Annotated in this window: 18 protein-coding genes and 2 pseudogenes; 6 read left to right on the forward strand and 14 right to left on the reverse strand. The window is 51.2% G+C overall.

All coding sequences use genetic code 11. From position 1 onward, the window contains the following. Positions 1 to 50 precede the first annotated feature (50 nt). A complete protein-coding gene (gene merR / locus ABF86_RS05390; RefSeq protein ID WP_004636746.1) occupies positions 51 to 485 on the forward strand; it encodes an Hg(II)-responsive transcriptional regulator in 435 nt (144 codons plus the stop codon). Between the two features lie 102 nt (positions 486 to 587). Here the strand turns inward: merR and ABF86_RS05395 are convergent, their stop codons facing one another. The 5 genes from ABF86_RS05395 to ABF86_RS05415 form a co-directional block, all read right to left on the reverse strand. Beyond that, positions 588 to 839, reverse strand: coding sequence for a hypothetical protein (locus ABF86_RS05395; protein ID WP_240142238.1), 252 nt, complete (start codon positions 837 to 839; stop codon positions 588 to 590). 260 nt (positions 840 to 1099) lie between these two features. Continuing rightward, positions 1100 to 2479 (reverse strand): replication protein, encoded by a 1380-nt coding sequence (locus ABF86_RS05400; protein ID WP_240142239.1) that lies wholly within the window; start codon positions 2477 to 2479, stop codon positions 1100 to 1102. Between the two features lie 176 nt (positions 2480 to 2655). Beyond that, positions 2656 to 2973 carry a ParC family partition-associated protein gene (parC, locus tag ABF86_RS05405; RefSeq protein WP_074455852.1) on the reverse strand — a complete coding sequence of 106 codons (318 nt, stop codon included), beginning with the start codon at positions 2971 to 2973 and terminating at the stop codon, positions 2656 to 2658. A 273-nt stretch (positions 2974 to 3246) separates the two neighbouring features. Further along, positions 3247 to 3561 carry a HigA family addiction module antitoxin gene (locus tag ABF86_RS05410; RefSeq protein ID WP_074455853.1) on the reverse strand — a complete coding sequence of 105 codons (315 nt, stop codon included), beginning with the start codon at positions 3559 to 3561 and terminating at the stop codon, positions 3247 to 3249. Between the two features lie 10 nt (positions 3562 to 3571). Next, positions 3572 to 3955 (reverse strand): type II toxin-antitoxin system RelE/ParE family toxin, encoded by a 384-nt coding sequence (locus tag ABF86_RS05415; protein ID WP_240142240.1) that lies wholly within the window; start codon positions 3953 to 3955, stop codon positions 3572 to 3574. 227 nt (positions 3956 to 4182) lie between these two features. On the opposite strand from ABF86_RS05415, the pseudogene ABF86_RS05420 reads away from it, so the two are divergent. Further along, positions 4183 to 4374 (forward strand): annotated as a pseudogene (locus ABF86_RS05420) (transposase); the annotation flags it as partial. Positions 4375 to 4429: 55 nt separating this feature from the next. Here ABF86_RS05420 and ABF86_RS05425 read toward each other — a convergent pair. Next, positions 4430 to 5580, reverse strand: a protein-coding gene (locus ABF86_RS05425) for an IS3 family transposase (protein WP_107818370.1) whose coding sequence is annotated in 2 segments (ribosomal slippage) — positions 4430 to 5334 and positions 5334 to 5580 — 1152 coding nt in all. Because the reading frame shifts where the segments join, the coding sequence is not laid out codon by codon here. A gap of 420 nt (positions 5581 to 6000) precedes the next feature. Between ABF86_RS05425 and ABF86_RS05430 the strand changes: the two genes are divergently transcribed. Next, entirely contained in the window at positions 6001 to 7452 is a 1452-nt protein-coding gene (locus ABF86_RS05430) for an aldehyde dehydrogenase (protein WP_074455856.1), read from the forward strand. A 704-nt stretch (positions 7453 to 8156) separates the two neighbouring features. Here the strand turns inward: ABF86_RS05430 and ABF86_RS05435 are convergent. Then, entirely contained in the window at positions 8157 to 9368 is a 1212-nt protein-coding gene (locus ABF86_RS05435) for a hypothetical protein (RefSeq protein WP_074455857.1), read from the reverse strand. A 511-nt stretch (positions 9369 to 9879) separates the two neighbouring features. On the opposite strand from ABF86_RS05435, the gene ABF86_RS05440 reads away from it, so the two are divergent. After that, positions 9880 to 10818, forward strand: coding sequence for an endonuclease (locus ABF86_RS05440; RefSeq protein WP_074455858.1), 939 nt, complete (start codon positions 9880 to 9882; stop codon positions 10816 to 10818). Positions 10819 to 10997: 179 nt separating this feature from the next. Here the strand turns inward: ABF86_RS05440 and ABF86_RS05445 are convergent, their stop codons facing one another. The 7 genes and pseudogenes from ABF86_RS05445 to ABF86_RS05480 all read right to left on the reverse strand — a co-directional run bounded on the left by ABF86_RS05445 (position 10998) and on the right by ABF86_RS05480 (position 17240). Continuing rightward, on the reverse strand, positions 10998 to 11636 hold the full coding sequence (locus ABF86_RS05445; RefSeq protein ID WP_074455859.1) for an SOS response-associated peptidase: 639 nt from the start codon (positions 11634 to 11636) through the stop codon (positions 10998 to 11000). 344 nt (positions 11637 to 11980) lie between these two features. Continuing rightward, positions 11981 to 12176, reverse strand: a pseudogene (locus tag ABF86_RS05455) (Tn3 family transposase); the annotation flags it as partial. A gap of 144 nt (positions 12177 to 12320) precedes the next feature. Then, the gene (locus tag ABF86_RS05460; protein WP_074455860.1) at positions 12321 to 13040 is read right to left on the reverse strand and encodes a hypothetical protein; all 720 of its coding nucleotides are present in this window, start codon (positions 13038 to 13040) and stop codon (positions 12321 to 12323) included. A gap of 64 nt (positions 13041 to 13104) precedes the next feature. Beyond that, complete coding sequence (gene gspD / locus ABF86_RS05465; RefSeq protein WP_074455861.1) at positions 13105 to 15090, reverse strand: type II secretion system secretin GspD; 1986 nt, start codon at positions 15088 to 15090, stop codon at positions 13105 to 13107. A 104-nt stretch (positions 15091 to 15194) separates the two neighbouring features. Then, positions 15195 to 15659, reverse strand: a complete 465-nt coding sequence (locus ABF86_RS05470) for a hypothetical protein (RefSeq protein ID WP_204987568.1) — start codon at positions 15657 to 15659, stop codon at positions 15195 to 15197. Positions 15660 to 15726: 67 nt separating this feature from the next. Beyond that, complete coding sequence (locus tag ABF86_RS05475; RefSeq protein ID WP_074455863.1) at positions 15727 to 16275, reverse strand: type II secretion system protein M; 549 nt, start codon at positions 16273 to 16275, stop codon at positions 15727 to 15729. After that, positions 16272 to 17240, reverse strand: coding sequence for a PilN domain-containing protein (locus ABF86_RS05480; RefSeq protein WP_181257470.1), 969 nt, complete (start codon positions 17238 to 17240; stop codon positions 16272 to 16274). Before ABF86_RS05480 ends, ABF86_RS05475 begins: the two co-directional genes overlap by 4 nt. Positions 17241 to 17509: 269 nt before the next feature. Between ABF86_RS05480 and ABF86_RS05485 the strand changes: the two genes are divergently transcribed. Next, positions 17510 to 17743: an RHS repeat domain-containing protein gene (locus ABF86_RS05485; RefSeq protein ID WP_074455865.1), complete on the forward strand. Its 234-nt coding sequence runs from the start codon at positions 17510 to 17512 to the stop codon at positions 17741 to 17743. A gap of 168 nt (positions 17744 to 17911) precedes the next feature. Continuing rightward, on the forward strand, positions 17912 to 22071 hold a 4160-nt coding region (locus tag ABF86_RS05490), incomplete at its 3' end, for a DUF6531 domain-containing protein (RefSeq protein WP_204987569.1).

Genomic DNA, 22071 nt, shown 5'->3' on the forward strand with positions numbered 1-22071 from the left:
GATTGGATAGCGTAACCTTACTTCCGTACTCATGTACGGAGTCAAGCGATATGGAAAATACTTTGGAGAACCTAACCATTGGCGTTTTTGCCAAGGCGGCCGGCGTCAATGTGGAGACGATCCGGTTCTATCAGCGCAAGGGCTTGCTGCCCGAGCCGGACAAGCCTTACGGCAGCATCCGCCGCTATGGGGAGGCGGATGTAACGCGGGTGCGGTTCGTGAAATCCGCTCAGCGGTTGGGCTTCAGCCTGGATGAAATCGCCGAGCTGCTGCGGCTCGACGATGGCACCCACTGCGAGGAAGCCAGCAGCGTGGCCGAGCACAAGCTCAAGGACGTGCGCGAGAAGATGGCCGACTTGGCGCGCATGGAAACCGTGCTGTCTGAACTCGTGTGCGCCTGCCATGCACGAAAGGGGAATGTTTCCTGCCCGTTGATCGCGTCACTACAGGGCGGGGCAAGCCTGGCAGGGGCGGCGACGCCTTAGCGTGCTTTATTTTCCGTTTTCTGAGACGACCCCAGCCTGAGCGGTTCTGTGGGGTCATATTTGTGATGGCCGACCGCCAGATTTTTAGCAGCTAAATTTTGATCAATTTGACTGGAATCGCTTCACCGCTGTCACGAAGTCCAAGCGCAGCAGGTGCATGGCCAGATCAATCGCACCGCCGCCACCTTTATTTGTTTTGGTGTCGTACCACCTTGCGCCCGTCGCCAGCAATTCCACAACACTACCGCCCAAAGACACATTAAGCCGGATAGTAGTTTTATCTTTCACTGGCAAAAAATCAGAGTCACGCTTCCAATACAATCCCAGGACATTAAGTGCGGCTACCACCGGCATCGATCTCAGTTGCTCCAATAGTTCAGGAGAGAATGATTTTCTTGATCTTCCCATACAGATACCTTTTAGGCTTCTCTTCTCGCTTCACCTATTTTTCTCCGTGCCCAAGGGGCACTGCGCGGGATGATGGATAAGTCTCAAGCGACTTACCCACAACCCTTGCGGCTACTCGCATTTTTCAAAATGCCTGACTACTCAAAGACACGGCCTACGGCGTTGGCTACGCCATTAGTAATACGGACGGACTTGTGCCACGGTATTTATTTAATCGATTGCTGGCCTGGGGCCGCCTGTAATACGGACGGACTTGTGCCACTTTCTGATGGCATAGGTTTCCCAGCCCGATACCAAGTGCGGCGACTCATACCCAGGGCTTCCCAAGGTTTCTGACGGCTCAAGGACTGGCTTTCGTAGGTTTCCCGGTCTACTGCTCCCGCTGCCCGCCTGACGGCCTCCTTGCGCGCTCTGTCGCGCTCCTTTGCCATGCCTTTGCTGATAAGCGTGCGTAACTGCGCCTGCTCCTGGTCTGTAATGCCAAACAGGTCAATCAGCGTGTCATTCCTTGGTGTATACAACGGCGGATACTCTCTGTCGCCAAAGCTGACCTTTTCGCCTGCTTCGTAGGCTTTTGCCTTGGAATACAACGTCATCAGCTCTTTGCTGTTTTCTTGCCAGTTCGGGTCAAGCTCTTTAGCCAGAGCTTTTGCTTCGTAGTACATCAGCCTGCTGTTAGTCGCACCGGATAGCAGCAAAAAATTCAAGCGCCAAAATAGGTGCTGCATACGCTCACCTTCCTGGATACCTCCGCGCAGATCTGCCAACTTGCGCAGATCCTCAAGTCGGTGCCAGGCTAATTGCCGTCCACTGAATCCGCGTAAGTTATCCGTCTTGTCGCCTGGCAGCAGCTTAAGCTGTCGCCGAATGGCGCGTTTCTCCCCCTTTTGACGTTGCTGTTCAATCGTCCAGCGAGCTACCGGCAGCAGTATTTCAGCCATGTACTCAAAGTTATAGCGTATCGGATGGCCGTTCAGCTCGTTTTCAACGTGGACAACTCGGCAGATTTCCCCGCTTTTCTCGTTAACGGTCTGTACAACACGCAGCACGCGACTGGCATCTTTCGCCTGGCGGTCGGCTCCAAGGTATGCCAATCGGTCGATAAGGTAACGCTGGCAAGCGTTCCACCTGGGTAATGCCTGTCGTGGCAACGTCCCTTCGAGAAGCCATTTGGCCTGTATGCCACGGCCTGAGAAAACCAATATTGAGGGAGGGGGAATGCCTTCTTGGGCGCAGTAGTACAGAATGGGCTCTACTAACTGCTCCGGCGTTCTGCCAGAGGCCCACGACTTGCGGTAGGTGTCCAAGTCGGCAAAAAGTAGGCCGACGCGGGCAAGGTTAACCACACGTCGGTTTGGCCGGATAAACTCGGCTTGCGTCATCCAGGTGTCACGGTTCTTGTCGATTAAACCCAACACCGTGGGCATATCGATCAGCCGGTGGGATGATTGGCGCTTGTCGCCCTTGGCGTTAACCAAGATAGAAAAAAAACCTGCCTGTTCAGGGTCATGATACGCCCTAGCTTCTTCGTCCCGATCGAATAGGGAGAGTTGCTTATCTGCCGCCATGTAACTCCTTTCTGCCATGCGCAAAAACGCAATGGACTTGTCAAAGAAGGAACAATGCCGTAGAATAGTATTAGCAAATTACGTCGTTGATTATTTGTATTCTACGGCGGTCATACTTTAATTGTCGCCAAACAATTCAAGTATGTGTTCCTGAGTTTTGCAAAAAGCCCCGTTGCCACGGGGTTTTTGCTTTTCTAAATGTCTCCACTGGTGCCAGCCGGTAAAGACTGCCTTTTTTGGTTCTTGGTGAGTGTTCGTGGCAACCAGCCTATTGTGTCCACATAGAAGCCGGTGATACCGTGCTGAATCAGCACCGATGCCGCGCCATCAACCGAATAAAAGTAGCGTGGGCCACCACGCCGACGCCCTAAAACAAAATCCTTTCCGCCCACTTTCATGGCGATAATCAAGCCTTTGTCACCGGCCTGAATAATCGTATCTTGAACGCTGTTGGCCGCTAACAATTCTTTGAAACCCATCGGGCCAACAATACTCATTAAATCTATGCTCATAATCATGCCTTACCCGCGCCGATAAAACAAGCCATAATTAAACCTCGTACACCAGAGTACGATAAGAGTATCATATTACAATATCACTTTAATTGTTTTTGATTATTATTCATTCTCAATAGTCGAGCTGGCAAGTGCGCGAATGTGCCATAATACTTAATCATGCTTAAAATTCTCTTAGAATTGATGGCATGATTGTCACGTGATCTTTCGTGTTTTCCTACATAAAGCCGCGACAAGGGCCTGTATATCGCAAGTATTCAGGCCCACCTTCTATCCATGCGTTAATTCGTGCTTAGGAACCAGTGGCACAACTTTTAATAGTTCTGCGCCTTGAGCTGCGTTCCGTGCCTTTTCAAGGTCGTATTCGCACTGCAATGCCGTCCAGAAGCGGGCCGTACTGACGCCCGCCGCTTCCAGCCTTATGGCAAGGTCGTAGCTGATGGCGCTGCGCCCGTTGACCACACGGGAAATCGACGCACGCGCCATGCCTAAACGATCTGCTACCTCGCCCACGGTCAGATTGAGCGGTTTTAATACTTCTTCGCGCAAAATCATGCCAGGATGGGGATGGTTTATCATGTTCATAGCTTCGCTCCTATTTGTCGTGGTAATCCAGATAATCAACCAGGTCGGTATCGACGCCCACGAAAACAAAAATAACCCGCCAATTTTTGTTAACGGTAATTGACCAGTACCCGGCTAAATCGCCCTTGAGCGGGTGCGGTCGAAAGCCAGGAAAGTCCAATTCAGCCGGAGCCTGTGCCACGTTCAGCGCCCGCAGGATGCGGCCTAATTTCGCTGCATGTTCAGCCTGTATACCTTTGGTCGAGCCGGTCTTAAAAAAAGTCTCTAGTCCCTTGTGCTTAAAGTTCCTAATCAAGCCGGTATCCTTTGCTCTCTGTTTAATTAAGAGCGTAACGTGATACGCTTCGCGTTTCAAGTAATTTTTGCTGAACAGACCAATTAAGGTTGGTGTCATTTTCAGAAGACGATTGCACTAAATGTCAGAAGTCGATAACACATAACTAATGTTATAGCATCCGCACCGAATCGCTCCGTAACGTAACGCTGTCGTTGAATCCTACCGTTCATCACATTCGCTTAGCTGAGCGTAGATGATTGATGTTGTTGATTACTCATCCAATGATGTGGTTCACTGAAACCGGACAGTCTGGTTAAGAGAGAATAGCTTAACTGGAGGATGAAATGACGATAAGGAAGCAACACCCCAAGGAATTCAAACTGGATGCAATCAGTCTGGTTTTGGATCAAGGCCATACGCCATCGTAAGTATCCCGAAATTTGGAGATTAACGCCAATATGCTGAGGAGATGGATCAGAGAATACTGAACAGATGATGCAGGCCAGGCATTTCGTGGCAATGGAAAGTTGACAATATAACAGGAAGAAATCCGGCAGCTGAAAGCTCAAATTAAGCAACTCAAGCTGGGTTCTACCCTGTTTCCACGGACGGTTTTAAAACGACTGATAGCTTTCTATCTTGACGAGCGACTCTACGCCGCATTCGCGGATTATGGAATCGTTCGATGTAGTCGAACAGATCTGCTCGTGCTTCATCCAAAGTACGATACCACCGATGAGCTACACGCTCGCGCTTGAGCTGTCCAAAGAAGCCCTCACACGCAGCATTATCGCCACAGTGGCCCACCGCACTCATGCTACACATCAATGTGTTCCTGCTCAGAAACTGCTGGTAATCAACGCTCACGAACTGACTGCCACGATCCGAATGTAGAATCACAGGCCAGTCGCCTTGGCGCTGCCAGATCGCCATTTCTACAGCGCGAATCACCCTATGCCTGTCTTGACGGTGGTGCATTGACCAACCAACGACCAACTTGTTGTGCAGGTCAATTACCACGCATAGAAATAGCTTGCCTTCCTGCGTGGCAATTTCGGTAATGTCGGTCACCCATTTGCTTTCAGGCTTCAGAGCAGTGAAGTTGCGCTCCAGAAGATTACGCACCCCTGATGGACGTCGGGCCGGCTTGCCAAAGCGCCGTTTCTTACGCCGTGGCCAACCTTGCAGGCCATTTACAGCCATCAGGCGCGCTACCCGATTCAGACCAACTTTTTTACCTTCATCCAACAGATCTTCGTGCATTCGAGGGGCACCAATGGCACCCTGGCTATCGTCGTGGATCTGGCGAATACGAGTCAGCAATCGTTCGTTCTCCTGAGAACGAGGGCTGGGTTCGCGTGCTGCCCAAGCGTAATAACCGCTGGGAGAGACGCGAAGACAGCGACACATCAGCCTGACCGGGTACTGGTTGCGGCAGTGCAGGATCACCGTGTACCGCTCGATGATCCTTTCGCGAAGTACACCGCCGCATCTCTTAAAAAATCCCGTTCCTTGGTCACCCGGGCCAGCTCACGCTTGAGGCGAGCAAGCTCCTCATCGCGTGGATTACCCGCTCCTGAAAATGGCGTGTTGCTAACTTCCGCTTCCCGAACCCAGCGTGACAGCATAGCGGGATTAATTCCGATGTCTTGGGCCACCTGACGGCTACTGGCCCTTGATCGGAGTACAAGCTCCACAGCTTCGCGCTTATACTCGGGGCTATATTTATTACGTTTAGACATGAACACTCCTATGGCTCTCTGTGAGTCTAATCGAAAGTGTCCGTGTTAGCAGGGTAGAACCCGCTGGAGAAGGCAATATTAAAGGAAGCGACGGTCTTTTTCGCGAAAGAAACGAAGTGATGCCTTGCTACCAGGCACTGTTGGAAGTGGTTCGTGAGATCGCAAAATCCAGTGATAACACCTATGGCATCCGCCGGATGAAGTAGGCGGGGTTACCCAGTCAAAAAACCTTGACCACGTCATAACAGAGAATGCTCATAATCGAGTGTCAAGGTTTCCATTTTCGATACCTCACTGCGGTGCTTATTGTGCTCTAATAGGGATTTCTTCTAGCGCGGAGTGATGCTGGCCTTGCTGTTACCAAAGGAATCGTTGTAATGAGCAAGCAGTTTCATTCCAGAGAACCGAGGAGGAACTTCCGTGATTGAGCAACCCATGCTGATTGGCGGGCAGAGTGCACAAGCCAGTAACGGTACCACATTTGAACGCAGAAATCCGCTGGATGGCAGCGTGGCTACACGCGCACCAGCGGCCACCGCTGATGATGCCGTGCGGGCCGTTGAGGCGGCCCAGGCCGCTTTCCCCGCATGGGCCGCCTTGGGCCCTACGCAACGGCGTCAGATGCTGATGAAGGCCTCCCAAGCCCTGGCCGCCAAGGCTGATGCCTTTGCTGCTGCGATGGCGACAGAAACAGGAGCTTCCGACGTCTGGGCCAGCTTCAACGTCGACCTATCAGCTAATATGCTGCTGGAGGCGGCTTCGCTGACCACGCAGATCAACGGTGAATTGATCCCTTCGGATATACCGGGCAATGTGGCGATGGCCGTGCGACAGCCCGCTGGAGTGGTTCTGGGCATCGCGCCGTGGAACGCCCCCATCATTCTAGCCACGCGGGCCATTGCCACGCCGCTGGCGTGTGGCAATACTGTGGTACTCAAGAGTTCGGAACTATGTCCTGCCACGCACGGCTTGATCATCGAAGCACTGCAAGAAGGTGGCTTACCCCTGGGCGTGGTGAACTTTGTCACCAATGCGCCGGAGGATGCTGGCATTGTGGTGGAGGCTATGGTGGCGCATCCGGCCGTCCGCCGTGTGAACTTTACTGGTTCAACTCGCGTAGGTCGTATTATCGGCCAGACCTGTGCAAAACACCTTAAACCCGCGATTCTAGAGCTGGGCGGCAAGGCACCTTTCCTGGTACTGGACGATGCTGACATCGATGCAGCAGTGGCTGGCTGCACCTTTGGCGCGTTTTCCAACTCAGGACAGATCTGCATGTCTACCGAGCGCATTATTGTTGATGAAGCCGTCGCTGAGGAGTTCTTGACCAAGCTGGTGGCACGCGCTAGCACGCTACCGCTGGGCGACCCGCGCCAAGGACCGGTGGTGCTAGGATCTGTAGTGGATATGACCACCGTACACCGAGTTAATGAACTCATCGACGATGCCGTGACTAAGGGCGCAAAGATTCTGTGCGGCGGCAAAGCCAGGGACACCCTGATGCCCGCCACCTTGCTGGATTGCGTGACACCCGAGATGCGCATTTTTCGCGAGGAGACTTTCGCCCCTGTCAAGGCTATCGTACGCGTGCGTGGTGAAGAGCAAGCCATTGCCATGGCCAACGACAATGAGTTTGGCCTGGCATCAGCCATCTATACCAGAGATGCTGCACGCGGCTGGCGCATGGCGGCACGCATCGAGGCAGGTATTTGCCATATCAACGGCCCCACCGTTCACGACGAGGCACAGATGCCTTTCGGCGGCATGAAGAACTCGGGCTATGGCCACTTTGGCGGCCAGGCCGGTATCGATGCTTTTACCGATAGGCGCTGGATCACTGTACAGACGCAGCTGCGTGAGTATCCTTTCTGATATTTAAGGAGCAAGTAAGTCCCACCAAAACAAAAAAGAGGAAATTGCACAAGCAAAAATCTACCCAGGATATAAATATTGAGCGTGCTATCACAAGTGGAAGGGCAGTTTAAAACGGATGTAGATATAATAAAATTGTATTTTGAAGCCTACACAGAAGAAGATCTGTGGGGATGACAGTCTCATTCGTGCTGCATTGGGTGATATTGCCTGCATCTGCGGAATGACCTGGCTCACTCACTTATGAAACTGGCCTGGTACGCCGATTTGCGTGTCATTCAACGCCTGTGCATGGTCAGGATCAGATTCAGGAAAATAACAAGCGTTATTGATTCGGCTCGCAATCCGTTCCAGGTAATTCAATCCTGACAGCAAGGGTAGCAAAGGCACTGGACATAAAAAGGCTGTAACAGTTACAGCTTTTTTATGTATTGCTAACCGTATTTAACAAAATACCAGCTTAGCGTACGATTTTTTCCGTTTTCTGAGACGACCCCAATGATGAAAGAAGTTACGATTGAGATTACCCGTGATTTTACATTCGATTCCAGGCTTCGTCCTTGACTGCTTTTTTATTCTCAGAAAGCTAAAATTCTCCTTGGTTAAAAGATGCAAGGTTTTTCGCGCGAACTGAGAAAATATCAACCGTTGTTGCCCCTCAGTTTAGGTTCTGATTTCTTCAATAACCTCATTTGCTGACTATTTCAGATCGCCTCTTCCAGATAAATCACCACATACTCTCTGTTATCAGTGACCTGCTTTTCATAGTCATTTACCTTGAAGGCGGATCCTTCTGGGAAGGTGTATTCAATTTTATTGACTTCATTAGATAAAGACGTGATATAGGCGCACTGGGTCCAAACATCACTGCCAGGTAAGGGCTTGATCCTGACGATAATGCCGTTAGAGTAGCGCTGGGCATCTTCCAGAGAATCTGTAAAGCTCATGACGGATTTCAGGTTGATGACTGATCCTGGTTGCATGAAGCCAGCCAAGGCCTGCTCAACTGGCATCCCCATGGGGCTTCCCTCGGGGCCATTATTACCCGGGTATTGCAGGAAATAAGTGGCCAAGGCCTCTGGTCCCAGGTTCGAGACATCCACCTGGCCACTATAAAGTTCCGGCTTGGAAAGCACACTGGTTCTGGGCATGGACTGCATGGCGGCTGTGGTCACCCGCCCCAGGGCATCCAGATACTGGATTAGGGGCTGCTTGATGTTGGGATATTGAGCAGCTATCCCTTCCTGGTATGGCTCAGATATTGGATCCATCATCATCGAATGCATGAAGACTTTGTCTGCTGGTGTATAGGGAGCCCAGGAGGTTGTCGATATTGCCTTAATGATGTCATCATCGGAGGCGGGGCTGCCAGGCAATGCGGTGTAGCGGTAGAAGTGGAAGATATCCAGCCGAAAGAAGTCGGCCGTCGTCCAGTCATAAATACTTAAAGCCAAGGTTCTAGCAAAGAGACTAGATCCAAAATACTGCTTGGCCAACGGTTCCACTGCTGAGAAAGGCCGTTGGTCACCAGTAACGCTTTGGTAAGGGATGAGGCGGCGGGCTTCCATCTCCCTGATCAGATCCACATCGTGTGGTGAGATATCCGGTACGGACTTAAGATGGCTTCCTACCTGGTTGCCATCGCCCGTTACCTGAAATCGTCCGTCGGATCGGACAGTGATGCTTGGGGCGCCCTCGCCATCGTACCAGTAGATCTCCCCATTGAAGCGCAGCTGCCAGTAATGGGGGCCACCGGACTGATGGCCCGTATCGGTAATATCCAGAAATCCCAGGTGGCCAACTGCCATTCTGACACTGCTGCCTGCAGGACCTCGGCGAGCCAAGATTGGCAGCCCATCACTCATGGTAACCTCAATACCAGGAGTTTCAACGGTAACGTTTTGTATTGACCACATAAAGATCTCCTTAATTCGATGAATAGACACCAAGTGCAAAACTGGATTTAACACTTTGCGATGGATGAGCGGTTTGTCCTTGCCGAGAGTGGCTGAACCGATTTAAATGATCAACTCATCCAGCAAACCGGCATCATAGAATTGGTCAGCGAGATCACATCAAACTATCCAGGTATTTTTAATGCCAGCAGCAACCCGAATTTCAGCATGGACAAGATCCACATCTTCATTAACGGCATATTGGCACCTTCTCAATAGGGGTAAATCAAGCAGTCGTGTCACCAGCCGCCAGTTGGACAATTTGAATGCCGGAAAACACATGTTTTCCGACACCAAAACGGTTTATCGCCGCGACGATTACTGATGAAGGCAAGGTTCAGGTGAAAGTAGCGGGCCAACTGCAATGTACGAAGATATTTTTCTTTCCTTCTTTGGGTTCGTCCCAACAACATACAAAAGATTTAGCAACAAATTACTAACTTTCGAGGTACTTCATTTGAGAAACAATCTGATGGTAAAGCTGCTCGTCAGCTTTGCCGTTATCGGCGCTTTTTTTCATTCTCCGGTTGATGCGGCTCCTCAATCTTTCAGTGAAGCAAAGGTACAGGCCCGCCAAAAAATATATTACGACCGCAACCAGTCTGAACAGGGAACGTTGTATTGCGGCTGTAAATGGAGATGGACAGGTAAGTCAGGCGGCAGGGTGGATCTGGCATCATGCTGGTATACACCGCGCAGGAATGCATCTCGGGCTTCTCGTATTGAATGGGAGCATATTGTTCCCGCCTGGGTGATGGGCCATCAGCGTCAGTGCTGGCAACAGGGGGGCAGAAAGAATTGCACCAATAAGGATTCAGTCTTCCGGACAATGGAAGCAGATCTCCACAATCTTACTCCAGTGATAGGAGAGGTTAATGGGGATCGCAGTCACTTCCTGTATGGCATGGTTTCAAAGACATTGCCTATCCAGTACGGACAGTGCACGACACGTACTGATTTCAAAGACAAGACAACCGAGCCAAGAGATGCTGCAAAAGGATTTGTGGCGCGAACTACTTTCTATATGTACGACCGCTATGGACTATCCATGTCCAGAACCCAGCAACGTATTCTGATGGCGTGGGATCATCAGTATCCAGTCACTGCATGGGAGCGAGAGCGTGATAATCGTATTGCCAGGCTCATGGGACACCATAATCCTTACGTTACCCGGGAAAAAACCTGGGTCCTTGATCAGAAACCCTCCCGTGAAGGGCTACAAGGTATTCAGCAATCGGCGATAAAGATAAACACTGGCAAACAGATTATTGGTAACAGAAAAAGTAACGTTTACCATCTGCCCGCCGGTTGTCCAAGCTACAGCAAGGTAGCTGAGAACAACCAGGTTATGTTCTCCTCACGAGAAGAAGCTGAGGCTGCTGGTTATCGCCTGGCAGGAAACTGCCGTTGAAGTGAATGATTACATTGTCTCAGGAAATAACGCCTTTGCAGAAGCCTGGATACGACTGTTTCCTTATCCACTGAAATCTTGGATGATTCTGTGAATAACCCCTTTAGTATATTGTTATTAAAGATGAAAACAGGATGATCAATTGTTAATCAGAGCTGAAATTACCTCATTTGATTGAACTACGCTGAAATCCCAAGCCTGTCAGCTGGATATTGCCTCAGAAATGCTTTAGCCTCGTGAACTGGCACTGACAGCCAGTCTTTGTAAGATGCCTTTGGCAATATGACTACCATGCGCTTTTCTTCTCCTGATTTATGGAATTGATTCATCAGAGCATGATCATCAGCATTGATAGTCAACATAGTAAATGAATCAATTTTTTGTGATCCTTGCCCCCAGGTAGACCACAAACCAGCTATTCCCATTGGCTCCCCGTCTTTTCTTGCAATTCGAGTCTGTACCGCTTTACCTGAGCGCCAGTCTGGCTCGTAGATGACTTCAGCAGGAATGATACAGCGATGACCAGCTCGCCAGGCGTCCTTGAAGCTGGGTTTCTCTGCAACGGTTTCTGAACGGGCATTGAATGTCCTGCGACCGTAAGTTTTTTCCTTTGCCCAATGGGGCAGCAAACCAAATTGACCGGATAATGCTATCCATGCCGGTACCGCTTCATCTTCGACGTCTGCTTCATCAGGCTTGATAATGAATGTGCTGTTATAAGCAGGCCATACATCAAAACGAATATCCAATGGTTGTTCGACACCAAAATATTGGAACAGTCTGTTAGCATCTCTTACTGATTCATAATGGCTGCACATGGTCACTCCACAATGTCAGTTTCCTATTTCTAGCCTGTTTATCTTATGCCACGAATAGATACGGCCAAAGTATCGTATGTTTACCCGATCCACTTAAAACCCTTGTTGGATGATTTACCACGCAGTCATGGCGTATATCTTTTCTGGGCTACCTCTTTATATCGGTAAAAGCATCAATATCCGCTCCAGGATTATGGATCATTTCCGGAACACGGATGAGGCTTCATTATTAATGACAGACTATCAAGCCAATTTTTATACAGATATTGCCGTATAAATTACATATCCAGGTTACAACGTTCTACTTGCGAGAATTTATTTAAGAACCTGTTCACGATCTCTTGAATAGCATTTTTCACCAGTCCTAAAGCGCCAATACTGACCCTCCCGGTACCGTTTCCTGATTTCGCCTCGTTGGCCGTGGCAGATCGCCCTTGCAACAGCATGCCGGCCTTCGCCCCGATTCAACTGAGTCAAAATTTGGCGGTGGTAATCTTCATTATCCACATAGTTCAGCAGGTACAGGGTTTTGTTGATCCTGCTGCCCGCTAATGATGGTTCCTTGGCGTACGTCTTCCTTCCGTTGGACTTCAGACCCCTGCAAAAGCCCAAATCAGTATGAAGCAGAGATGGATAATTTGAAAAATGTCGCTTAACCATATCGTCCGGTTTTACTTGACCAGGTCATATACCTCTCTCAACAGATAATGGACACGGTTTGTTACCATATGTCCTGGAGATACGTTTCCAGCTTCTTACGAGATGACTGGGATTAATTTGCCCGGTAATCGTCACTTCGACAGAAAGCCCTGTAGTCTCGTCTGAAGCATTCCCGGGGAGCACATTGACACGAAGCGTGGCGCCAGTAACATCGTGGGACGATGTATTGTCATTCATGACGGAGTACGTTCCAGCAGATCTGGATCTCAATCCAACAAGTTCGATCAGATGACTGGATGCATACCGCCAATCAGGTTCCACCTGGCCTGAGTAAAGTGTAATGTAAGGATAAAGGCAGGCAAATGTCCCGTGGTCGAGGCCAAGCATTGCCTGCAAATCAGTGTAGGTTGCAAGGCGATGGGTATCTGTCGAACGTGCTGACAGGAAATCAAGTCCGCGTGAGTTCCGGGGGATGGCAAGCCACGCCAACAGACGACTCAGTATCTGTGGATCAGATGTCATGGCATCTATGAGTCCTGTCGCTTGCTGAACTGAAACACTGAACATTCGCTCATTGATCTGTACATTTTGAGTAACAATACCGTCACCTATCCAGCTACTTCTGTTTCCTTTGACCAGGACATCATAAATAACCATTTCTACGGCCGATTCATGTACAAGATCGGCTCTGAGCTGTCGCTCTGAAATCGTAAGCTCCTCTGCCGAATAAAAAACAGCTGCCATCGAACTCACAATGAGGGTGGCTGCTACGAGGAGCAGCCACAACGTATGCAGGAGAACGAAGCCCCTACTGCGCGCGCGATGGGGCAGGAATACGGGCACGTTCAGCTAGACGGGAAGCCGCCTCAAGGCCATCAACCAGCGCATCAGCGACCGATTGTGTCTCCATTTGGTTACGCATTACATGAGGAACAAGGAGGATGACCAACTCAGTCCGACGAATATCAGAGGTATTGCTCCTGAAAAGATTGCCAATAACCGGCACATCCTTGAGCAAGGGTACGCCACTGTTGCCGGCACTGCCATTTTCCCGGATTAGCCCACCAAGTGCGACTGTAAAGCCATCTCGGGTTGCAATGACACTATGAATTTTCCGTCGCTGGATGGTTGGCGAGTCAATACCGGATGAAGTTGTTTGTGCAACTTCGCTTACTTCCTGTGTGACATCGAGAATTACATTCCCGTTATCATTAACACGCGGTATTACCTCCAGGATGACGCCCGTGTCACGCATTTGAATAGTATTGATAACTGGTGCACCAGCTATTGCTGTCCCTTGAGAAGATTGAGTTACGATAGGAACCTGATCACCAACTTGCAGACTTGCCTTCTGGTTATTCAATACAGAAATTTTAGGGGCAGAGAGAATTTTCACCTCCGTCTTGGATTGAAGGGCATTCAAGACAATACGCGCATTTGCTTTGCCAGCGTAAATATAGGAGAAACCAGGGAACTGTGATGCCACGGAGCCGACATCGGTTGCACTTAGTGTGACAGTATTTTCTCCTGAATCAAAAAACCACTGAACACCATAGCGTAGATTGTTATTAAGAGTTACCTCAGCCAGAAATGCCTCAATCATGACCTGACGTGGCAGCACATCGATCTGTTTGAGTGCTTCCTGGATGACACGGAATTCATCCTCGGTGCCGTGGAACATTAACGAATTGTTCTCTTCGATTGCAACAAGTCGACCGATATTTGTTTGAGGGCCGGATAGAGTCGGTTCGGCTGAAAGAGAAGGTGCTGCCGCAGGTACCTGTGGTGTTGGCATGAGCGTTGGTGTGGGCGATGCTGTTGTGCTCGAAGCAGTTGTTGCCTGCATCTGGCCGGTCAGTACCTGTCGAAGGGGTGCCACCAGATCCTTGGCATTTCCGTTTTGCACGTTATAGACGAAGATACGTTGTGCACCTAACTTTGAAACGTCAAGGCGCTCAATCCACTCACGCAGTAATTCGAGATCAGATTTATTCTGAGCTACACCGAGTACGGCTTGCATTCGCTCAAGGGGGACAAGGTGGATACGGGTGGTAAAAAGGTCAATCTCGCCCTGGAAAATCTCTCTAAGTTCCGTAACAATGGCTTCCGGCCTGCTCTGAGAAAGTCTGTAGAGCGCAAAAGTCATTCCATTGAGCCAGTCCACATCGAAACTTTCGATGGTATGGAGAATGGCACCGCGATCCTGGCTGCTGCCAGCAACGACTAGATGCCCATGGCGTGTATCTGCCTGCAGGACTATTCCTTTCGGAACGAACGAGTCAAGAATCGCCTGCATGTCATTTGCATTGATATACCGAAGCGGAATAATTTCTACAGCATAGCCTGGAGTGGGAGACATTGCAGAAGCAAGACGCTGGGCGGGTCTGACTCTTTGGGGCGCCTCACTCCATGGCAGCACACTAATAGTTTGCTCATCTTGCAGTATTACCGCTGAAACAGTACCTAACGCTGCTTCCAGGGCAGAAAGTAGAGAAGCTTTCGATACCGGACGGCTTGTCCGCAACGTAATGCGGCCCTGCACTGCGGGTGAGACGACATAGTCAAGTTTAAGCATTTCCCCAAGCACTACATCAATTACGCCACGGATATCAGCTTCGTTAAAATTAAGTTCGAAACGCTCGCCGGTGTCTACAAAGGCAAACGTTTCGGCCTTGGAAGATGAAGGTTTCCTCCAACCGGATTCGAAATATTCCGTTGAGATACCAGTGGGGTGCTCCGGGGCATTGGAGGTTGATGGCACAGCATCGTTCGGTTGTATCGGTACTGCCGGCATGATTTTCCATGTCGACAGGGGAGCTGGTTTAGGTGGCTGTGTCGTAGAACATGCATTTAACCCTGCCAGCAGGGTTATTCCGATAAAGAATGTCTGGAATCGATTCATTGACTGAGATTTTGGGAAGGTAGGACAGACGGCCTTAATCGGAGCTCGATATCAGAGGATGGATGGGATCCATCATTGATATTTGAGCGGTTTCGCAGGTAAATGGCATCAGATGTGATCGAGACCACAACCCATACCTCGAATGCCTCGCCTTGCGTGACGAGCTTTCTGGAAGTGGCAGTCTCATCTTCAAGCAGGGCAAATCGTTTGTGTCCCTCCTTTTCAACGATACCCACCAGATGCGGAGGTATGGCATCCAGAGACCCTGTGGATTCGGGGGGAGATATTACCGTACGGGTGCGTGAAGAAGAAAATAATAATGTCTGTTCCAACGCATTCGGTAATGTCTCCGTTGGAATCCTCAGCGGATCGATCTCAGATGGAACGTTCTGGCTTTTCGTCGATAAATCATCCGAGCGATCCAACAATATCCAGTGGATGAATACAAATGCTGAAAGCATACAGATATTGAGGACAAGCAGAGTGACTGTCTGTCTATTGAACATCGGCTTTGCCATAGTGAAGTTATCAGTGTTCCGCAGCAAAAGCCCAAATTCGGAGTTCTACAGAAAGGGGGGATGAAGTATCGTCGGACGCCGCAGCAGTAGCCAGAACAACGGCACGATCAATGATCAGGAGTGGTCGGTGGCGTTCGAGTAATGTCAGTAAGTGTACCAACTTCTCCTCGGGCGCGTTTATGCGTACATCCAGCGCAAAGCGGGTCAGATTCCCATCATTAAATGGATCTGCCGTCCGTAGTTCCAGCAGCTGCACGCCTGAATTATGGATCAGTACGTTAACGGCATCAACAAAGACAGCATTGTCATTTGATGAGGGGAATACCAGTACGGCAACTGACTGTTCAAGCTGGATAAGATCATCAGGGGTGAAGTCGCTATGCTCAATGGCCAATGCCTGCAGGCGATGGAGCTCAAAGCGTGTGTCATTCAGCCGTTCGATGGTAGTTGCGGGCAGAACGTAGAGCAGCCGGACGACAATAGACCATAAACTGGTCAGTAACAACACTCCGACAGCCAGCGCAAGCGCTCGTCGTGCCATTGCAGGGAATGGCGTCACTTAGCTTCCTTATTGGCGAAAGCTGCATTCAATACGAATTGGGGAACACTCTTGTCACCCGATCCTGGCTCCAGTTGCGATACTGATTCCAGTTTTATACTCCTCAGATGCTCTGATTGCTCGAGTGCACGTGCTGTTGCCGTCGGATCCACTGCATAACCTAGAAGCTTGAGATGCCCATGCTCATATTGAAACTGGCTGATCCATGCCTGATTTGGCAGATATATTGCGATATCCTCCATGACCCGCAAAACTCCGGGCAATTTTTGTGATTGAGCCAGTAACTCTCGTATTGCGCGGATCCGGGCATGCTCTTCAGCAAGATTTATGGCATTCCCCTGTGCTGCTCGTCCTTCGTTGATCTTGACTCGAACGCCAGCCTCAAGCCAGGACGCACTCATGTAGAGCACAGGGCCGATAGCGAGCATGATGCCGATGGCTGATACGGTCAACCAGCGGTTGAGTCGCGCTGCGGCTGGGCTTTGTCGCATATTGTACGAAGTATAGAACTTGTACATGGGAGGCAGCTCTCCACTCGGTGAGAAACCGACCAGGAAACCAGTTGCTCCGACACTTCTGACAATTTTCTCAAGATTGGCTACAAGAGACCGTTTACATAATGCAATCTCTATAACGATCTCATCACGGGCACGGGCCACTGCAATATCACCGATATCGAAGTACAGTGCTGCTTCATCAATCGGCGCTTCGACAGCCAGTTGATACCGTACCGCAGGCCGCAAGTTTGCTCGTGCTGATCGTGGCAGGGTCAAGGACAGCTGCAAAACCTGCTCCGGGTGTAACAGAATGATTATGGAACGCCCCACAGCTGCATTCGGCCAGTCAGATACCTGTTCGGAGCTTTGCGCAGAGAGACAAGGTTCTTCGGTTGCATCGGTTACCAATAACAAAGGAATTTGTGAATTGGTGAACTGATGGGTAATTGGTTTTATCAGCCAGCCCATTTCAGTCAGCCACCACTGCCATGCGGTCCGAATTGTCGTAAGGAGATTGGGTAACAAACCGTGTCCATTACCTGTTGAGGGAGGCATATGATTTTTATTGAGCATATAAAATGGATACTTTTGTCGTCGATTGTTGACAATCTGAATCATTATTGCAAATAATATATGCGAAATACATCAATACAGTTTGTTTATATAACGTGTACGGAGTGTAGTTGCATCCTGTCATGATTGTTAGGAATTAGAAATTCATTTACCTGGAGTAATTAATGAGCACGCAGCAAACTACCAAGCGTACACCGGCAGCAGGTGTGGCATTTCGATTCCTTACGGTTATTACTCTGCTGGGGCTTTCGGTTTCGGTGTTCGCCGGATCTATCAGCTACACCTATGATGCATTGGGTCGAGTCAAGACCACTACTTACAATAATGGAGTAGTCGTCACCTATACCTACGATGCGGCAGGTAACCGTGTCAGCCAGGTCACCACTGGCGTTCCCTAATCTTCCTTGCGGCAGCCAGTCGCACGTTTCATCAGTTTCTTCACAGTACACAGCAGTCAGCAGTTGTTAAACGATCCGCAAAACGGATCACCTTATTATCCTGCGTCCCGAGGAAGTATCGTTGAGATAAACGAGCATCCGAGTTGCGCATATCTCCTCAGGAGTCTGATGATGTTTAAACGCAACAAAAGTGCGCATCGCACAGGTGTGGGTGCAGGAATGAGTGTACTGTTAATGCTCCTGGCGGGGATTCTCCCGGGTGCAGTACTGGCTGCAGGTAACATCCAGTTCGGCCAGGGCGTGCCGGCAGTAGTGGAAGCACCTGCTGCAGATGCCCGCATAACCAATACAGCACAACCACAAGCCAATCGTGGGGAGCGTACTGAATACGGCCCCGGGGTCAATCGGGTTATTCTCGCACCCGTCACGCCGGAAGAATCCGAGCAGGCCATCCATGCCCGCCCACTACCCAAAGGGCTGAACCAGGGGGTACCGAACGAAACCAGGCAGGGGACAACTTCCAGCGGAGAAACGATGCAGTCGGCGATGCGTGTGGCAGGCGACACGGCTCCTACCGGGCCTGCCTCGATCGCAGAACTGGCGCGTGCCCTCAAGAATGATCCGGATCTGATTTACGAGTATGTACGTAATAACATCACCTACTATCCCACCTGGGGTCTCCAGAAAGGGGCGATCGGTACACTGCTCGACAACCAGGGAACTGCCTTCGACCAGGCCACATTGATGGTACAACTGCTGCGCCAGGCAGGTTTTACCGCCAACCACGTCAAAGGGCGTATTGACCTCACCGCCGCACAGGTACAAGACTGGCTGGGGATCGATACCAGCAAAGTGTGTGCGGTGCTCAACCTGTTCGGTGCTGCCCAGATTCCGGTGGCTTCGGTCACGGCGACTGCGGCAGGCAGCTGCCCGGGTTCGATTGCTGCACTGCAGAGCATGAAATTCGACCACGTATGGGTAAAAGTCAATATCGGGGGTACCAACTACTACTTTGATCCAAGCTTCAAGTCACATATCCACAAAACGGGGATCAATCTCACCACGGCCAGCGGCTACAACCACAGTTCCTATCTGAGTACAGCCAAAAGCGGTGCGACAGTTACCGCAGATTACGTCCAGAATATCAACCGGACCAACATCCGCAACAACCTCACGACTTACTCTAACAATCTGGCCAACTATCTGCGCACCAACCTGCCTGCCGGTACGCTCGATGATGTGATTGGCGGCAAAACCATTACGCCTCATACAGGGGCGGCACTGCGTCAGGCAACGCTGCCCTACCAAGACACGGGTGTTGCTCTCACCGAATGGGTCAATATCCCCGCCAACTACAGCCCGACACTGCGCATTCGCTACCAGGGCATCGACGAGACCTACACCTCCGATGCCATCTATGGCAAGCGGCTCACCCTTACCTACAATGGCTCGAACCAACCGGTGCTGATGCTCGATGGCGCGGCCCAGGCCACCGGTACCGCAATCACACCTGGAACAGCGGGTACTGTCACTTTCGACGTTACTCATGGTGCCTACAGCAAAACCTCTGCCAACCAGAGCTTCACCCAATCGATCGTGGCAGGGGGCACCTTCCTGATCGGTAACGGTTGGGGGCCAGCTGGACGCGGGCTCATCGAGCGCTACCGTAGCCAGCTCGATACCGCCAAGGCTGCAGGTAGTGCTGATGCCTCTGAAGTCGTGCTTGGTTCATCGCTGGCGGTGCTGTCCGCAACCTGGATCGCGCAAATCGATCACGCTAACTATATCACCGACCGGCTGGCCGGTACCAACACGCTGTTTCACCACCAGATCGGTATCGCCGGCTATAACACTGCTCCCTACGTTGACCTGCCGGGTAACCTGGTGAGTGTGGTCAGCCAAAGCGAAAACACAGCTAATGAACGTGCCTCCTTCTACAGTGCATCCATGCACATGAGTATCTTTGAATCGACAGCAGTGCAGCAGACCGCCGGCGTGAGTGCAGTGTCAACCGTCAAACTCATCGATATCGCCACGATCAATAACAATCGTATCTATGATGCCCGATCCACGAACTACACTACTGCAGTACAGCCCAATCTGGTGGCATGTGCATCGTGGCTGACTACCTTCCAGAACCAGATCAATGCCGGTCAGCGGCTGATCCTGCCGGCACGCTGTGATCTGACCGAGAACAGCTGGTCGGGTGCAGGCTATTTCGTTATCGGCAGCACCGGATGGTCAATCAGCGCCATGATCGGCGGCGGGCTCGCGGGTGGATTTCCATCTCAGCCACTGGCAACGGGGGAAACCGGTACTAATATCCTCAACAATTCAGTTAATCCATACGGTACCCTGTGGCAATTTGTCGATAAAGCCTTCGGTGACCCAATCGACATGGCTAAAGGCAACTTCCTCTACGCCCACGAAGATATCCAGACTGGTGTAGGTGAGTTCCCGCACAGCCTAGGAGTACAAAAACTCTACAGTTCAGGGTTACGTACACAAGACAGCCCGATGGGCAAGGGCTGGACACACAGCCTGGCCGCCAGCGCTACAGTCGGATCAGATGGTTTCCAGAGCATGGGTGAAGATTCCGCGCTCGATGCCGTGCCCACACTGGTCGAGAAACTGGTGTCACTCGATCTGCTGGCTGAGGCGGCCAAACCACTCGACAAAATGGTGATTGCCATACTGGGCCAGCGCTGGTTTGGCGATCAGCTCATCAACAACACGGTGATCGTGCGCCAGGGCCTGAACGGCGAAGTATTCGTCAAATTGCCTGATGGCCGCTACAACCCGCCTCCGGGCAATTCGGCACGGCTCACCAAACACACCGACGGTACTTACCGCTATGAGATCCTGAATCGTGCGCTGCTTGCCTTCGATAGCGCAGGCAAGATCGTCACTTACACGCATCCGAGTGGTGTGCAGGCCAAGTTCACCTATAGCGGCGCCAACCTCACGCAGGTTGCCAACAGCCTGGGCCGGGTACTCAATTTCAGCTACAGTGGTACACGCATCAGTACGGTGGGAGATGGTGTACGCAGCATCAGCTATGCCTATGACACCAACGGCAACCTCACCAGCTACACCGACGCTACCGCAAAAGCCACCACCTTCCAGTACGACCTGCCGGGCCGGATAACGAAGTTCTTCTACCCGAGCAATCCGTCAACTGCCTTTGCAACCAATGTCTACGACACCCTGGGCCGGGTACAGACCCAGACCAACGCTGCAGGCAAGCTCTATACCTACTATTTTGCCGGTTCGCGCTCAGAAGAGGTGGATCCTAACGGTGCCGGCCTTGTGTCATACTTCGATGCACGAGGGAAGGAGCTGAGGTCCATCAATAAGCTCGGCAAGATCACCACCAATACTTATGACGGTCACGGACGCCTGACGCGCAAAGTCTTCCCTGAAGGCAATGCGCTCGAGTACGTCTACCACGATGCGCCCTGTGCAGCCACTGAAAAACGCTGCACCCACAACGTCAGCCAAGTGAAGCAGGTTGCCAAACCTGGTTCGGGACTGGCCACGCTCACCAGCAGTTTCACCTATGAGACGGCCTTCAACAAGGTTGCCCGCGCGACGGATCCGCGCGGGAAGTTCACCACTTACACTTACACCGAACAGGGTAATCCGCTGACAATCACTTCTCCAGCTGATACTATGGGGGCACAGCCAGAAACCACCTTTGCCTACACTGACTATACTGCCAGCGGCTATCCGAAGTTTTATCTGCCGACCTTGCAGACCCGCATGATTACAGCCATCGATACAGTGGCCACCAAAACGACCTACAGTAAGACCAACAAATACGTCCCACAGACGGTCGTGGTCGATTCAGGTATCTTGAAGCTCAAACTCACCACGACCTTCACCTATGATGCAGTAGGTAACCTCACCCTGGTCAACGGCCCGCGTACCGATGTCACTGACACCACTGCGCAGGCATTCGATGCGCAGCGCCGCGTCACCACCCGTACCAACGCGCTGAGCAAACAGACCGTTCTCGCCTATGATGATGATGGTCACCTGATCCGCACGGCAGCACAAATCGGTACCCAGTGGCTGGTCAGCTGCAACAGCTACACTGTCACCGGCAAGCTGCTCAAATCCTGGGGTCCGGCGGTCACCGCTGCCGCCACCACCTGCCCGACGGCGGCTGCCCCGGTATCCGTCACTGACTATGCCTACGACAACCTCGATCGCCTCATTCGTATCACCGGGAACCTGACCTCGGCCCAGGGCGGTAACCGGGTGACCGAAACGGTCTACAACGCTGACGACAGCGTACAGATCGTCAAGAGAGCGGTGGGCAGCAG

The organism is Nitrosomonas sp. GH22, assembly GCF_009833115.1.
Taxonomy (GTDB): Bacteria; Pseudomonadota; Gammaproteobacteria; order Burkholderiales; family Nitrosomonadaceae; genus Nitrosomonas; species Nitrosomonas eutropha.